13 protein-coding genes are annotated in these 15,002 nt (G+C 69.3%); 6 read left to right on the top strand and 7 right to left on the bottom strand.

From position 1 onward, the window contains the following. Positions 1-23: 23 nt before the first annotated feature. The 5 genes from OH146_RS10650 to OH146_RS10630 all read right to left on the bottom strand — a co-directional run bounded on the left by OH146_RS10650 (position 24) and on the right by OH146_RS10630 (position 8,015). Positions 24-1,064: an oligopeptide/dipeptide ABC transporter ATP-binding protein gene (locus OH146_RS10650; RefSeq protein WP_265160287.1), complete on the bottom strand. Its 1,041-nt coding sequence runs from the start codon at positions 1,062-1,064 to the stop codon at positions 24-26. Next, complete coding sequence (locus tag OH146_RS10645) at positions 1,061-3,115, bottom strand: dipeptide/oligopeptide/nickel ABC transporter permease/ATP-binding protein (RefSeq protein WP_265160285.1); 2,055 nt, start codon at positions 3,113-3,115, stop codon at positions 1,061-1,063. The genes OH146_RS10650 and OH146_RS10645 overlap by 4 nt, the downstream gene beginning before the upstream one ends. Next, on the bottom strand, positions 3,112-4,053 hold the full coding sequence (locus OH146_RS10640; protein ID WP_265160283.1) for an ABC transporter permease: 942 nt from the start codon (positions 4,051-4,053) through the stop codon (positions 3,112-3,114). Before OH146_RS10640 ends, OH146_RS10645 begins: the two co-directional genes overlap by 4 nt. Positions 4,054-4,124: 71 nt before the next feature. After that, the gene (locus OH146_RS10635; protein ID WP_265160281.1) at positions 4,125-5,654 is read right to left on the bottom strand and encodes an ABC transporter substrate-binding protein; all 1,530 of its coding nucleotides are present in this window, start codon (positions 5,652-5,654) and stop codon (positions 4,125-4,127) included. Between the two features lie 174 nt (positions 5,655-5,828). After that, entirely contained in the window at positions 5,829-8,015 is a 2,187-nt protein-coding gene (locus OH146_RS10630; protein WP_265160279.1) for a family 1 glycosylhydrolase, read from the bottom strand. 122 nt (positions 8,016-8,137) lie between these two features. On the opposite strand from OH146_RS10630, the gene OH146_RS10625 reads away from it, so the two are divergent. The 3 genes from OH146_RS10625 to OH146_RS10615 are packed head-to-tail and all read left to right on the top strand — an operon-like array spanning position 8,138 to position 11,252. Next, on the top strand, positions 8,138-8,734 hold the full coding sequence (locus tag OH146_RS10625; protein WP_265160277.1) for a TetR/AcrR family transcriptional regulator: 597 nt from the start codon (positions 8,138-8,140) through the stop codon (positions 8,732-8,734). 33 nt (positions 8,735-8,767) lie between these two features. Next, the gene (locus tag OH146_RS10620) at positions 8,768-10,300 is read left to right on the top strand and encodes a carboxylesterase/lipase family protein (protein ID WP_265160275.1); all 1,533 of its coding nucleotides are present in this window, start codon (positions 8,768-8,770) and stop codon (positions 10,298-10,300) included. A gap of 58 nt (positions 10,301-10,358) precedes the next feature. Next, complete coding sequence (locus OH146_RS10615) at positions 10,359-11,252, top strand: LysR family transcriptional regulator (protein ID WP_265160273.1); 894 nt, start codon at positions 10,359-10,361, stop codon at positions 11,250-11,252. Between the two features lie 47 nt (positions 11,253-11,299). Here the strand turns inward: OH146_RS10615 and OH146_RS10610 are convergent, their stop codons facing one another. Both OH146_RS10610 and OH146_RS10605 read right to left on the bottom strand, forming a co-directional pair. Further along, complete coding sequence (locus tag OH146_RS10610; protein ID WP_265160270.1) at positions 11,300-12,511, bottom strand: thiolase family protein; 1,212 nt, start codon at positions 12,509-12,511, stop codon at positions 11,300-11,302. Positions 12,512-12,523: 12 nt separating this feature from the next. After that, on the bottom strand, positions 12,524-13,699 hold the full coding sequence (locus tag OH146_RS10605; protein ID WP_265160268.1) for an acyl-CoA dehydrogenase family protein: 1,176 nt from the start codon (positions 13,697-13,699) through the stop codon (positions 12,524-12,526). Positions 13,700-13,820: 121 nt separating this feature from the next. On the opposite strand from OH146_RS10605, the gene OH146_RS10600 reads away from it, so the two are divergent. The 3 genes from OH146_RS10600 to OH146_RS10590 are packed head-to-tail and all read left to right on the top strand — an operon-like array spanning position 13,821 to position 14,979. Next, entirely contained in the window at positions 13,821-14,306 is a 486-nt protein-coding gene (locus OH146_RS10600; RefSeq protein WP_265160266.1) for a glutathione peroxidase, read from the top strand. 9 nt (positions 14,307-14,315) lie between these two features. Then, on the top strand, positions 14,316-14,600 hold the full coding sequence (locus OH146_RS10595) for a GNAT family N-acetyltransferase (RefSeq protein WP_265160263.1): 285 nt from the start codon (positions 14,316-14,318) through the stop codon (positions 14,598-14,600). Positions 14,601-14,628: 28 nt separating this feature from the next. Beyond that, positions 14,629-14,979 carry a tryptophan synthase subunit alpha gene (locus OH146_RS10590; protein WP_265160261.1) on the top strand — a complete coding sequence of 117 codons (351 nt, stop codon included), beginning with the start codon at positions 14,629-14,631 and terminating at the stop codon, positions 14,977-14,979. Positions 14,980-15,002 lie beyond the last annotated feature (23 nt).

The raw sequence follows: 15,002 nt of genomic DNA, 5'->3' as shown, positions 1-15,002 counted from the left end.
AGCTCAGGCGTTGCGGCCGCCCATCAGGCGATGGGTCTGGCCGCGGCCTCCTCCGCGTAGTGACACGCGGCGAGGGAACCACCGACGGCGCGCAGCGGGGGGCGCTCGGTGCGGCACAGCTCGGTCGCGAGCGGGCAGCGCGCGGCGAAGGGGCACCCCACCCCGGCGAAGTCGGCGTTGCCCGCCGTCTTGACGCCTGAGGCCTCGCGCGCGGCCCGACGCGCGGCCTGCTCGGCCGGTCTCGGCACGGGTGACGCCGCCGTCAACGCCTGAGTGAACGGATGCACGGGTGCCGTCGTGACGTTCGCCGCCGGCCCCGATTCCATCACCTGGCCGCGATAGAGCACGACGACCCGCTGCGCCAGGAACCCGACCACCCCGATGTCGTGGGCGATGAACAGGTAGCTGAGCTTGCGCTCGGCCCGCAGGTCGGCGAGCAGGTTGAGCACCTGCGCCTGCGTCGACAGGTCGAGGGCGCTCACCGGTTCGTCGCAGATCACGAGCGAAGGGTTCGTGATGAGGGCGCGGGCCACAGCGATGCGCTGACGTTGTCCGCCCGAGAACTGGCGCGGGTAGCGAGCTGCGGCGTCGGCGGGCAGCCCCACCGACTCGAGCATGGCGCCGGCGCGAGCCGCGGCATCCGCTGCCGTCACTCCCGCGATGCGCAGGGGCTCTGCGAGCGACGAACCGATCGTGAGGCGCGGGTTCAGCGAGGAGTAGGGGTCTTGGAAGACGGCCCGAAGGTCGCCGCCGAGCGCTCGGCGTTCCTTGGCCGACAGGTTGGTCACGTCGCGCCCGTTGAAGCGGATCGAACCGGATGTCACGCGCTCCAGCCCGAGCACGGCCCGGCCGATCGTGGTCTTGCCCGAGCCTGACTCGCCCACCAGGCCGACCGTCTCACCGGGCTGGATGCTCAGGCTGACGCGGTCGACGGCGGGCGGGGCCGCGAGGGCGGCGCGCCCGCGTCCGTAGCGCACGACGAGGTCTTCGATCTCGAGCACGGGGGGCGGCGCATCTCCGATACCGGCATAGACGTCGGCGGCGTTGAGGGTCTCGGCGGTCATGAGCGCACCTTTCCGTTGCGTGCGGGCGCGGCCGCGGTCGTGGGCGCCGTCGGGTCGGCTCCGCCGTCGACGGGCGTGGCGGCATCCAGGGGCACGGGGTCATCAAGTCGGCCCAGCTGCAGTTCGTGAACGCGCACGCAGCGCACGCCGCCGTCACCCCTGTCTCGCGCGATGAGCGGCACCGGAACCACACACTGCGGCTGCGCGAAGGCGCAGCGGTCGGCGAAGCGGCAGCCCGTGGGCCAGTCGCGGGGCTGGGGCACCTGCCCGGGGATGGAGGCCAGGCGCTCCTGGCCGACCACGCCGAGGCCCGCGTGCGGGTCGGCGGCAAGCAGCGCGGTGGTGTACGGATGCTCGGCCGCCCCGAGCACGTCGTGCACGGTTCCCGACTCGATGACCTGGCCCGCATACATGACGACGACCTCGTCGCAGATGTCGGCGACCACCCCGAAGTCGTGGGTGACCATGACCATCGACATTCCCGTCTCGGCGACAAGTCCCCGAAGGAGGCTGAGGATCTCGGCCTGCACCGTCACGTCGAGGGCGGTGGTCGGTTCGTCGGCGATGAGCAGCTTCGGCCGGCCCGCGAGGGCGAGGGCGATGGCCACGCGCTGCGCCATGCCACCCGAGATCTGGTGAGGGTAGGAGCGCAGCACCCGCTCGGCATCGACGATTCCGACCTTGCCGAGCAGCGATGCCGCCTCGGCGCGGGCATCCGCCTTGCCGACACCGCGAAGTCTGCGCACCGCGCCTGCCAGCTGGTAGCCGATCGTGAACATGGGGTCGAGGGCCCGCATCGGCTCCTGCCCGACGAAGCCGATCTCTCGCCCGCGGATCGCGGCGAGACCGGACTCGTCGAGCCGTGCGAGGTCGCGCGCACCCCAGCGGATGCTGCCCTCACGCGGGTTGACGCCGGGCGGCAGCAGGCCGACGAGGGAGAGCGCGGTGAGGGTCTTGCCGCATCCGGATTCTCCGACCACCCCCAGCACCGTGCCGGGGGCCACCTCGAAGGAGACACTGCTGACGAGTTCCGGCCCGTCGTCGACACCGATCGTGAGGCCCTTGACGATGAGCATGCCCTCGGGTGCCGACTCGACCGCGACCGGGGCAGCCGCCTTGAGCTCCCGCCGACGGCGGCGTGCTTCGGGCCCGAGCGCCACCTGCGACGGCGGGGCGCCCTGCCCGCCCGCGAGGGTGTCGGCGACCGCGTTGGCCCCCAGCACGGTGAAGACCAGCACGAGGCCGGTCGGCACCATGAGCCACGGGTGCACGTAGATCTGCTTCGACGCCGACTGGATGAGCCCGCCCCAGCTCGGCTCAGGTGGCTGGGGGCCGAAGCCGATGAACGCGAGGCCCGCCTGGAGCATGAGGCCGATCGCGAAGACCAGCACGAACTGCACGAAGATGGTCGTCGCCATGTTGGGCAGGATGTGGCGGATACTGACCATGGCAGGCCGCAAGCCGTCGACTTCGGCCGCGTCGACGTAGAGCTGTGACTGCAGCGACTTCGCCTGCCCCACGAAGACGCGGTAGATGCCGCCGGCGATCAGCAGGCCGAGGCAGGTCATGACCAGATAGAGGTTGGTGCCGACGGCGCCGATCACCGCGATGATGATGACGAGTGCGGGAATCGACATCGCGATCTCGGTCACCCGGTTGATGATCGTCTCGATGCGGGCACTGGATGCTGCGGCGATGAGTGCCAGCGGCAGGGCCACGCCGATCGCCACGACGGCGGCGAGGAAGGTCGTGATGAGCGACCCGGCACCCGCCGCGAAGATGCGGCTGAGCACGTCGCGCCCCAGCTCGTCGGTGCCGAGCAGGTGCGCCGCCGACGGCCCCGCGAGCACGGCGGAGAAGTCCTGGTATTCGATCGGGTACGGCAGCCAGAGCGGCGCGGTGAGGGATGCGACGACGATGACGACGAGCCAGGCGAGGCCGAGCATGCCGAGGGGTGACCGGAGGAGCGTGCGGAGCGCCTGCGGTGCCTGCAGCGGTCGTCTACTGGCACGCTGCGAGCTGCGGGTGGGAAAGGCGGCGGTGTCGCTCATGAGGTGCGGAGTTTCGGGTCGAGGAACGAGTTGGTGAGTTCGAGAAGCAGGTTGACGACGACGACGACGAGGGTCGCGACCACGACGATGCCCTGCACGGCGGGAGCGTCGGCCTGCCCGACGGCGCCCTGCACGGCAACCCCCAGGCCGGGGAGGGCGAAGAGCACCTCGACGATGATGGAGCCGCCGAAGAGGGCGATGAACTGCAGGGCGATCGACGCCACGATGGGCAGGCTGGCGGAACGCAGGGCGTGCACATAGAGGATGCGCCAGGTCGGCATCGCCGTGGCCCTCAGGGTGCGGATGTACTCCTGCCCGAGCGCCTCGAGCATGGATGCGCGGGTCTGGCGGGCGATGAAGGCGGCACCTCCGATCGCGAGTGTCAGCACGGGCAACACGAGTGAGCTGAACCAGCCCGAGGGGGAATCCTCGAAGCGCACATAACCGGTCGCCGGCAGAAGCGACGACTGCACCGCGAAGACGAAGACGAGAACGATGCCGAGCCAGAAGGCGGGAACGGCCGCCCCCATGCCGGCGAAGACGCTCACCAGCCGATCGGCGAGCCCCCTGCGCACGGCGGCGGTGACGCCGAGCACGACCCCGAGCACAGAACTCACGACGGTCGCCCCGAATGCCAGTGAGGCGGTGACCGGGAACCGGCGGAGGATCTCATCGAGCACGTCGCTGCCGTTGGTGAGGGAGGTGCCGAGGTCGCCCGTCAGGGCACTGCCGAGCCAGGCGAGGTATTGCACGATGAGCGGGTCATACCAGCCGATCTGCTCGTTGTAGGCCTCGATCTGCTCCTGGGTGCCCCCGATGCCGACAGCCACCACCCCGGGGGTGGTGTCGCCCGCATGCACGAGGAGAAACACGAGCACCGACACCACGAATACGGTGGTGACGGCGAGGGCGAAGCGTTTGATGACGAAGAGGATCATGCTGGCTCTTTCAGTGGTTCACGGCCGATGCCGGTGGGCGAGGCCCACCGGCACCGGCGCGGGCAGAACTGCTATGTCGCCGGCTTGAACGACGAGAGCAGTGGCACGTCGAACTGGCCGGGGAAGGTCACCCAGGCGATGTGGTCGTTCGACGCCCAGGTGGTGACCTGCTCGTAGACGGGGATGAGCCAGCCCGAGGAGACCAGCTCCCGGTTGAGGGCGCCGAGCGTCTCCGGCGTGGGGTTGCCGGCGACGGCCTGCGTGGCGGCCAGCAGCTCGGGGTTCTGCGCCCCGTGCGGGTTGGCGAATCCGAGGATGACCCCGAACATGGTGCCCGGCGCGTTGCCCCAGTTCAGCGGGAGCATGCCGAGCGGTGTCGTGCGGACCGCGCCGAAGATCTCCTCGCTCGAGGAGCCCACCTTCACGTCGAGCGTGACGCCGACGGCCGAGAAGTACTGCTGCAGCGCCTCCCAGTCGGTGACCGAGTTGGGGTCGGTGACGATCTGGATCGTGAGCCCGTCTTCGTAACCCGCGTCGGCGAGCAGCTGCTTGGCCTTCTCCGGGTCGTAACCGAACTCCTCGTCGATGGACTCGTCGAAGCCGGGGTTCTCCTGCGGCAGCGCGTTGACCGCCGGGATCTCACCGGGGTGCACGGCCTCGACGAAGGAGTCGCGGTCGATCGCGTGTGACAGCGCCAGCCGCACCCGCTCGTCGGCGAAGGCCTGGTTGGTCGCCCCCGTCTTGTCGAAGACGAGCAGCGAGACGACGGTGCCGCCGATCTGCGAGATGCCGAGACCCTTGCTGCGGGCGAGCTCGACCGTGGAGTTGTGGATGAACGCCGTGTCGGCCTGACCGGAGATCACCGCGTTGGTGCGCGCCTGCGGGTCGGCGATCGGCTTGAACACGATCGTCTCGAAGGCGTAGTCATCGCCCGAGGGGTGCTCCTCCTTCTTCTCGAGCACGTACTCGCTGCCCTTCACGGTGCCGTCGGCGAGCGAGAAGGGGCCGGAGCCGTCGGGCGCCTGCGCGAGTGTCGACGGGTCTTCGATGCCCTCGCTTCCGACGATCATGCCGGCGATCGAGGCGAGGTTGGCCTCGAAGCCCTGCTGCGGCGAGCCGAAGGTGAGCGACACCGTCATGTCGTCGACGACATCCACCGAGACGATCTCGGTCGGCTCGCCCGGGGCGAAGGCCGCGTAGGCGGGAAGCTCCGGGTCATCGCGACGATCGAGGTTGGCCTTGACGAGCTCGGCGTCGAGGGTGCTGCCGTCAGCGAACTCGATGCCCTCGGCGAGAGGCATCGTCAGCACGGTCCCCTCTTCGTTGTAGATGAACTCGGTGGCGAGGCCGGGAGCGACCGAACCATCAGGGTTCGTCTTCGCCAGGCTCTCGTAGAAGCCCTCGAAGAACACCTGCTGGCGGGTGCTGTACTCGAGCGGGTCGTAGCCGAACGCCGCAGGGTCGGAATCCATTGCGATGGTCAGCTTCGACGGGTCGCCTCCGCTGGCGCTGTCGCCGGAGCATCCGGCGAGGGTGAGTGCCACTGTCGCGGCCGTGGCGGCCGCGACGATGCGGCCGGCCCGGGAACGGACACGTTTCATGATTGCCTCCTGGTACTTGCGTGGATGGTGCGTGTGGTCGGGGTGCTGCATCGACTGCCCACGGGCCGGTACCGGAGGGTTCCTGCGGGAACCACTTCGAGAACGCTGACACCGTTGTGAGCTTCGTGCTGCCAGTGTGGGTGACTCCGCGTGGCGGAAGCCAGTTCGAAGTCCCTACCTGTCATTAGGCTCGGCCTCATGATCGGGGCCGGCGGGCGCCGCGGCGAGTCGGGCGGTGAGAAAGGCGATCGCCTCGTCCATGAGGGGCAGAGGATCCGCGCCCATGAAGACATGGTCGGCACCCGGCACGAACGTCAGCTCCGCCTCCGCGCCTGCCGCGCGCAGGGCATCCGCCAACTGCTGCGACTGCTCCGCGGGCACCAGGCCGTCGGCCTGCCCATGCACGAGCAGGAAGGGCGGCGCATCACGGCGCACATGCGCGACGGGAGACACCAGGCGCCTTCGGTCGGCCTCCGGCAGGGGTGAATCGGCAAGGAGCACGTCGATGGGTTCCGCACTGAACGGCTCGGAGAGGTCGACGCCGGGAGGCAACTCGACCCCGGGAGGCAACGACGGCGGCGAATCGGCCATCTTGGGCATGGTCGTGACGTCAGCGACGCCATACCAGCTCACTGCCGCACTGAGATGCGACGAGGGGCCCGTCAGTCCCTCGCCACCCTCCAGCGCAGGGTCGTCGACGAGGGCGAGCAGGGAGGCGAGGTGGCCGCCCGCCGACTCACCCCACACCCCGATGCGCTCAGGGTCGATCCCGAAGCGCTGCGCGAAGCCGCGAAGGTAGCGCACGGCCGCCTTCGCGTCGTGCAGCTGTGCCGGGAAAGCGGCCTCGCGGGAGTGCCGGTAGTCGATCGTCGCGACCGCCATCCCCGCATCCACGATCTTCTGGAAGAGCGCGCCCTCCGGCCAGGCGACAGGCGGGTACCGGCGATCGCCGGAGAGCCAGGCACCGCCGTGGATCCAGACGACACACGCGACCGGCTCCGCACGGGGTGCCGGCACGTACACATCCATCGTGAGCGTGCGATAACCCTCGGGCAGCGAGTAGTCCACTCCCTCCCACACGGTGGCGCCGAGCGGGCGCACACGATGCCCGCCGGGCTTCGGCGGCATGAATGCGGGCGGCGGGAAGGGCGGCGGCGCCCCCTCCCCCGGCATGGCCCCCACACGACCCGTGCGCGCGATGGCGCCCAGGCGATGCGCGCTCGGCTTCGGCGCACGGCGGAAGGTCTCGCGATCCACCGCCACCAACCCGAAGGTCGGCGCGAACGCGCCCATCCACTCGAAGTTGTCGGTGAAGGTCCAGTGCACGTAACCGCGCAGGTCTACCCCCTCCACCAGCAGGGAGCGCAGCCCCGAGAGGGCACCCTCCAGATACCGGATGCGCGCCCCATCGTCGTCGGTCGCGATGCCGTTCTCGGTCACCAGCACGGCAAGCCCCGTGCGCTCGGACGCATGACGCACGGCAGCCACGACCGCTCCCGGCCAGAACTCCCAGCCCATCTTCGTCTGCTCCGCATCGGCCGGCACGGGCAGGAGCCCCTCAGCACCGAAGCGCATGCAGGTGTAGGCCTGCACACCGACGAAGTCGTCACCCGCCGTCGCGTCGAGGAACTGGTCTTCGAGCGCGGCGCGGTGCTCGAGCATCCGCTGCTCCCCCGCCTCATCGGCGATGAACTCGTGCATCGAGAGGCTCAGGCCCACGCGGGCGACGCCGTGGGCGCGAAGGATGTCGACGGCGGCGCGGTGCGCGGCGATCGCGACCGTGGCATAGCGAGAATCCGGATGTGGCAGCCCGTTGATCGGCTCGCCGCGCGCCGCCATCTCGCCGAACACCGGAATGCATGCCATCAGGTTCGGCTCATTGATCGTGACAACCCAGGGCACGTCGCGCAGCAGGGGCGCGACCGCCTGTACGTAGCGCTCGAAATCCTCGATCGCGCTCGACGCGAGCCACCCGCCCTTCTCCGCGAACCACTGGGGTGTGGAGAAGTGCAGCACCGTGACGACGGGCGTGATGCCCCGGGCGAAGCATCCGTCGATCATGGCCCGATAGTGCGCCAGGGATGCTCGGGAGATGTGGCCCTCGGCCGGCTCGATGCGCGACCACTCGAGGCTGAATCGAAAGGTGTCGAGCCCGAGGGAGACGAGAAGGTCGAGGTCGTCGGGCCAGCGGTGGAACATGTCGGTCGCGTCGCCGCTGCGGAGCTCGACCGGGGCACCGGGCCGGTTCTCGTCATGCCATTCGGAGCTGAGGACGTTGTTGCCCTCGTTCTGGTGGGCGGCCGTGGCGGCTCCCCAAAGGAACCCCTGGGGAAACTCTCGTGCTTCTTCGTTGAAGATCATGGGCTCATTCTGCACAAAGGTTCGACCTAATGAAAGTGACTTTCATGGAGCAAAACCGGTGGATACGTTGCATTGATTATTGACAATTGTCATCTAATTGACAAGTGACTATTATTGGGGCCATGAGAAGCGGCAGCGATGCAAAGATCGCCCGAACAGACGACCCCCGCGCCGAGCGCACACGCGCCGCACTCCTGCACGCCGCCGTCGACGTCGTGCAGGAACAGGGCACCAGCGACCTCTCACTCACCGAGATCGCCAAGGCGGCCGGAGTCAGCCGCCAAGCGGCCTACCTGCGCTACCGCGACCTCGGAGAGCTGCTGCTCGACGCCGCCATCGAACTCCTCCGATCAGAGGTCGGGCCGCCCACACCCGGCGAGAACCCCCGCGCCGCCACCCTGCGCATGACCGAACACTTCGCGCGGCACCGCGACTTCTACCGCGCCATGCTCTCGGGCCGCAGCGCCTACGCCCTGCACCTTCGCATCCTGCAACTGCTTCACCCCTCCGCGCCCGAGAACGTCAAAGCCCTCGAGACGGCACCCGCCCGCGACCTGGGCGCCTTCGTCACCGGCGGAGCCGGCACCATCATCAACTCCTGGGTGCTCGATCCCGACGACGACAGCACCCCAGAGCAACTCGCCGACCGCATCGACACCGTGCTCGACCTGCTCGCCTCCGGCATCCTGCTGCCCCACCCGCAGACATCCACCCCCTGACAACCCCTGCGTCACTCAAGGAGGAGTACCGCAATGACCCCAGACACGACACACACCGCAGGCGACCCCCTGCTCATCACGACCCGGAGTGGCGCAGTGCGCGGCGACGCCGAGAACGGGGTGCGCACCTGGCGCAGCATCCCCTTCGCCGCGCCACCCGTCGGCCCCCTCCGGCTACGAGCACCACAGCCCGCCGAACCCTGGCAGGGCGTGCGCGACGCGACGGCATTCGGCCCCGTCCCGCCACAGCGGCGCGGCATCGAAGAGGTGGGGGCAGGCAAGCACACCCCCATCAGCGAGGACTGCCTCACCCTCAACGTGTGGGCCCCCGAGACCCCCAGCGAAGAACCCGTACCCGTTCTCGTCTGGTTCTACGGTGGTGCGTTCACGCAGGGAGCGGCCTCCGCATCCGGATACACCAACGGCCACGTCACCCGCCGCACGGGCGCCATCTTCGTCACGATCAACTACCGCGTGGGGGCGCTCGGCTTCATCGACTTCACGAGCTTCGCCAGCCCCGAGCATCCGTTCGACAGCAATGTCGGCCTGCGCGATCAGGTGGCCGGCCTCGAATGGGTACGTGACAACATCGCCGCATTCGGTGGCGATCCCGGCAACGTGACCATCTTCGGCGAATCGGCGGGCGGCATGTCCGTCATCGCCCTCATGTGTATTCCGGCGGCACACGGCCTCTTCCACAAGGCATTCGCGATGAGCCCGGCGCCGTCGTCGATGTACGAGCCCACGTTGCACGCCACCTGGGCGGGCGAACTCGTCGAAGCGCTCGGTGTCAGCCGCGAGGCCGCCGCAGAAGCCCTCGCCACCCGGCCGTGGGAGGATCTCGTCGCCGCCACCGAGACACTGACCACGAAGATCACCCCCTCGACGCATCCCAGCACGCTCGCATCATCCCCCGTCGTCGACGGGGACTTTCTGCCCACCCACGCGATCGACGCATTCCGCGACGGCACGGCGGCGCGGGTTCCCCTCGTGATCGGCACGATGGCGAACGAGGGTGCCTTCTTCGACCGGATCCTCGACGTGCTGCCCACAACACCGAGCCGCATCGAGACGATGTTCTCCCTGACCGGAGCGGATGCCCGCGACCGTGTGCTCGCCGCCTACCCGAGCTACCCCAAGAAGAAAGCGGCGATCGAGGTCGGCGGCGACGTGGTCTTCTGGCTCCCCAGCGTGCAGTCGGCCGAGGCCCACTCCGAGCACTCCCCCACGTGGATGTACCGGCTCGACTTCGCAACACCCATGATGAGACTGCTCGGCCTGGGCGCGACCCACGGCATGGACATGCCCGCCTTCTTCGGCAACCTCGGCTCCGGCATGGGGCGCATCATGACGCTGCTGGGCGGGCGACGGGCCTACGCCGCCGTCGGAGACCGGATGCTCGCTGCCGTCGCCTCGCTCGCCCGCACCGGCAGTCCCGGCCGCGACTGGCCCCAGTACGACGCCGAGCGACGCGTCACCCGGATCATCGACAGGGAGGACCGCCTCGAGTCGGATCCGCGCGGCGAGCGCCGGCGGGCGTGGGGAGACTTCCGCGGCTTCCTCTGAGCCGCCGCATGTTCACTTCCGGCGGGCCCGAGCGCGAGGCATCCGGTAGACATGTCGCATGGAGTTGCGCCACCTGACCGCGTTCATCGCCGTCGCCGAAGAGCTGCACTTCGGGCGCGCCGCGCAACGGCTGCACATGGCGCAGCCGGCGCTGAGCCAGCAGATCCGCCAACTCGAGCGGGAACTGGGCGTGCAGCTGTTCGAGAGGAGCACCCGCTCGGTGCGCCTGACGAGCGCGGGCGAGTCGTTCCTGGTGCCGGCGCAGCGCGTGCTCGATGCCCTCGACGATGCGACGGAGGCGGCCCGGGCGGCCGGGCGCGGTGAGGTAGGGCGCGTGCGCATCGGCTTCGCGGGGGCGTCGAGCCACGAGTCGCTGCCCCTCATCACGGAGGCGGTGCGGCGCGAACATCCGGGCATCCGTCTCGACATGGAGGGCCAGACCTACGCGAACGTCGCACTGGGCCGCGTCGCCGACGGCACCCTCGACCTCGGTTTCGTGCGGCTGCCCGCCGACCAGCCGGGCGTCGCCACGCGCGCCATCATGACCGAGGAGCTCATCGTCGCCCTCCCCGCCGATCACCCTCTGGCCGGTCACGACGCGGTGGCCCTGTCAGACCTGTCGGATGCCCCGTTCGTGACGTTCCCCGCCAACTCCGGGTCGAGCCTGCACGACGCGATGGTGCGCGCCTGCGGGCTGGCCGGCTTCCATCCGCGGGTCGCCCAGGAGGCGCCGGACACCTACACGATCCTCGCCCTGGTCGCATCGGGAGTCGGGGTGACGCTCACTCTCACAACCTGCCAGCACGTGCAGCAGACGGGTGTCGTCTACAGGCGCATCTCGGATCATCCGGTGCGACTGCAGGCCGCCCTCGCCTGGCGGCCCGACAACCCCTCGGCGGCGCTGCGCGCGGTGCTCGAGGTGGCGGAGCGGGTGCTGCCGACGCCGGTGTAGCGAGGTGTCGATACGGCCCTGGCGGGCCTACTCAACCCGCGGGAGCGCTACACCCGCTCGATGATCATCGAGGTGCCCTGGCCCACACCGACGCACATGGTGGCGAGCCCGTGCTGCACGTCGCCGCGTTCCATGCGGCCGAGCAGGGTGACGACGAGGCGCGAGCCGCTCGAACCGAGTGCGTGGCCGAGGGCGATGGCGCCGCCATCCGCGTTGACGATCGACTCGTCGAGGCCGAGACCGCGCATGACGGCGAGCGACTGGGTGGCGAAGGCCTCGTTGAGCTCGACGGCGCCGATCTGGTCGATCGACATGCCCGCCCGCGCGAGCACCTTCTCGGTCGCCGGAATCGGGCCGATGCCCATGACGGATGGCGCGACCCCCGCCGAGGTGCCAGCGACGATGCGCGCCCGAGGGGTGAGGCCGTACTTCTTCACGGCGGCCTCAGAGGCGACGATGATGGCGGATGCGCCGTCGTTGAGCGAGCTCGAGTTGCCGGCGGTCACGACACCGCCCTGCTTGACGACGGGGCGGAGGCCCGCGAGCACCTCGGCGGTCGTGCCCGGGCGGGGTCCCTCATCCGTGTCCACGACCGTGTCGCCCTTGCGCCCCTTGATCGTGACGGGCACGATCTCGTCGGCGAAGTGGCCCGCCTCGATCGCGGCGAGTGCACGCTCGTGCGAGCGGACGGCGAAGGCGTCGGCATCCTCACGGCTCACGTTGTAGACCTCGGCGACCTCCTCGGCCGTCTCGGGCATCGAGAGCGTCATCTTGCCGTCGCGCGAAAGGTCACCCTTCGCGAAGCGCTCGTTGACGAAACGCCACCCGATCGAGGTGTCGAAGGTGTCGCCGGGCTTGGCGAAGGCCTTGTCGGGCTTCGCCATGACCCAGGGCGCACGGCTCATCGACTCGACGCCACCGGCCACGACGATGTCGGCGTCGCCCGCCTTGATCATCTGGGAGGCGAGGATGATCGCGCTGAGGCCCGAGGCGCAGAGGCGGTTGACCGTGATGCCGGGCACGTGGTCGGGGAAGCCCGCGAGCAGCCACGACATCCGCGCGACGTTGCGGTTCTCCTCGCCCGCGCCGTTGGCGTTGCCGAGGATGACCTCGTCGACCTCGGCCGGGTCGATGCCGGCGCGCGTCACCGCCTCCTTGACGACGAGGGCCGCGAGGTCATCGGGCCGCACCGAGGAGAGGGCGCCGCCGTAGCGTCCGACGGGAGTGCGGGCGCCGCCGACGAGAAAAGCTTCAGTCATGAGAGTGGTTCCTTACTTGAATGCGGAGATGCCGGTGATGTCACGTCCGACGATGAGCGACTGGATCGAGTCGGTGCCCTCATAAGTGTGCACGACCTCCATGTCGGTGAGATGGCGGGCGACGTGGTTCTCGAGGAGGAGCCCGTTGCCGCCGAGCAGGTCGCGCGCGGCCTGGCAGATCCACCGCCCCTTCTTGGCGGTGTGCATCTTGGCGAGGGAAGCCATGGGGCCGGTGAGCCGCCCTTGCTCCTGCAGCTGCGCCATCCGCACGCACATGAGCTGCATGGCGGTGAGCTCGGAGAGCATGTTGGCGAGCGTGTTCTGCACGAGCTGGAAGCTCGCGATGGGCTTGCCGAACTGCACGCGCTCGGCCGCATACTCGACCGCGATCTCGTAGGCGGCGGTCGCGTGGCCGAGCGCCTCCCAGGATGCCCCGCCCCGCGTCGAGTTGAGCACGCGGGTGACGTCGCTGAACGACTGCGAGTGCGCGAGCAGGTTCGCGGCGGGGATGCGCACGTCGGTGAGCACGATGTCGGGCTGCCAGACGGCGCGCTTGCCGATCTTGCCCGTGATGACGGTAGCGTCGTAGCCGGCCGGATGCTCGCCCTCCTCCTTCTCCATGACGAAACCCTTGACCTTGCCGTCCGCCTCGTCGCGCGCCCACAGGATCACCAGGTCGGCGAAGGAGGCGTTGCCGATCCAGCGCTTGCGACCGTTGAGCACGTAGGTGTCGCCGTCGCGGCGCGCGGTCGTCTCGAGGGCGACAGAGTCGGAGCCGTGCTCCGGCTCGGTGAGGCCGAAGGCTCCCACAAGCTCGAGCCGTGACATCCGGGGCAGCCAGCGTTCCTTCTGCTCCTCGCTGCCGAGCATGTTGATGCTGCCCATCGCGAGGCCCGACTGCACGGCCAGGAAGGTGTTGATGCTGCCGTCGCCACGCGACATCTCCATGGCGACCATGCCGGCCTCGAGGGGCGTGAACCCCGGGCATCCGTAGCCCTGCACGGTTGTGCCGATCACGCCCAGCTCGGCGATCTTGGGCACGAGCTCGAATGGGAACGAAGCCCGCTCCCAGTGCTCGTTGATGATGGGCAGCAGCTCGGCGTCGACGAAGGCCCGCACCCGCGAACGCACCTCGCGCGCCCTGTCGGTGAGCAGGTCGTCGAAGAGGTAGTAGTCGGCGTTCGTCATCAGTCTCCAGCCTTCCAAGGCGACTCGGTAAAGTCCAATACTCATTTCGGCTCGCATTCAGACGGATGCGCACACAAAGCATGCACTGACGTCGCCGGCTCGCGGGGCCTATGCTCGGCACATGGCGACCCTGAGCGACATCCCCCTCACGCGCCTCGACGGCAGCGCCGAGACCTTTGCCGCCTACGCCGACAAGGTCGTGCTCGTCGTCAACGTCGCATCCCGCTGCGGGCTCGCGCCCCAGTACGAGCAGCTCGAGGAGTTGCAGCGCACCTACGGCGAGCGGGGCTTCACCGTGCTGGGCTTCCCGAGCAACCAGTTCGCGCAGGAGCTCAAGTCGGGCGACGACATCGCCGAATACTGCTCGACGACGTGGGGCGTCACCTTCCCCATGATGGAGAAGACCAAGGTCAACGGGGGCAAGAAGCATCCGCTCTACGCCGAACTGCACAAGGCCAAGGACTCCTCCGGGCTCGCGGGGCCGATCATCTGGAACTTCGAGAAATTCCTCGTGCTGCCGAGCGGCGAGGTGCACCGCTTTCGGCCCACGACCAAACCCGACGACCCGGCCATCATCGAGCTGATCGAAGCCAACCTGCCCGCTTGAGGAGGAGCCATGTCCGAGAAATTCACGCACGAAGCGGATGCTCACCGCTACACGCTTCGCATCGACGGCGAACTCGTGAGCGTGCTCGACTACGCCGAGAACGGCGAACGCGTGTCGTTCACCCGCACCTACACCAACCCGGCCCGCCGAGGGCAGGGATACGCCGCGCGAGTCACGGAGTACGCGGTCGACGAGGTGGAGAGGCAGGGCGGCAAGCGCATCGTGCCGATGTGCTGGTTCGTCGCGCAGTGGTTCGACGAGCATCCGGACCGCGCCGGGCTGCTCGCAGGCTAGCCGCACCGCCCGCGCGTACGCTTAAGCGATGAGCAGCACGCATCCGGAGCACGCGCACCCCGAGCGCATGCCTCGGGGACGCACGAGCCTCGAGGTCCTGCGCGCGGAGGCCCAGCAGGAGATCGACACGGTCGTCGAGGAGCGCCTGCTCGCGGGCGAGGACCCGTGGGTGTTCATGGAGGAGCTGCCGAGCACCGACGAGATGGTCGTCTACCTGCTGCGCGCCGACGCGATCAACGCCGACGAGGGCCGCTCCCCGTCGGCCGTGCGCGAGTACCGCGTCATGCGGCAGATCGCCCTCGAACACCCCGGGCTGACCCGCACGGTGTGGCGGATGCTCGAGGCCGACGGCACCCTCAAGGCTCGCGGCGCAGCGTAGGCGCCATCGCTAGGCTGGCGGCA

The sequence above is a fragment of the Homoserinimonas sedimenticola genome (assembly GCF_026094475.1).
In the GTDB taxonomy this organism is placed as follows: domain Bacteria; phylum Actinomycetota; class Actinomycetes; order Actinomycetales; family Microbacteriaceae; genus Homoserinimonas; species Homoserinimonas sedimenticola.
This window is presented reverse-complemented; position numbering and strand designations above follow the sequence as displayed.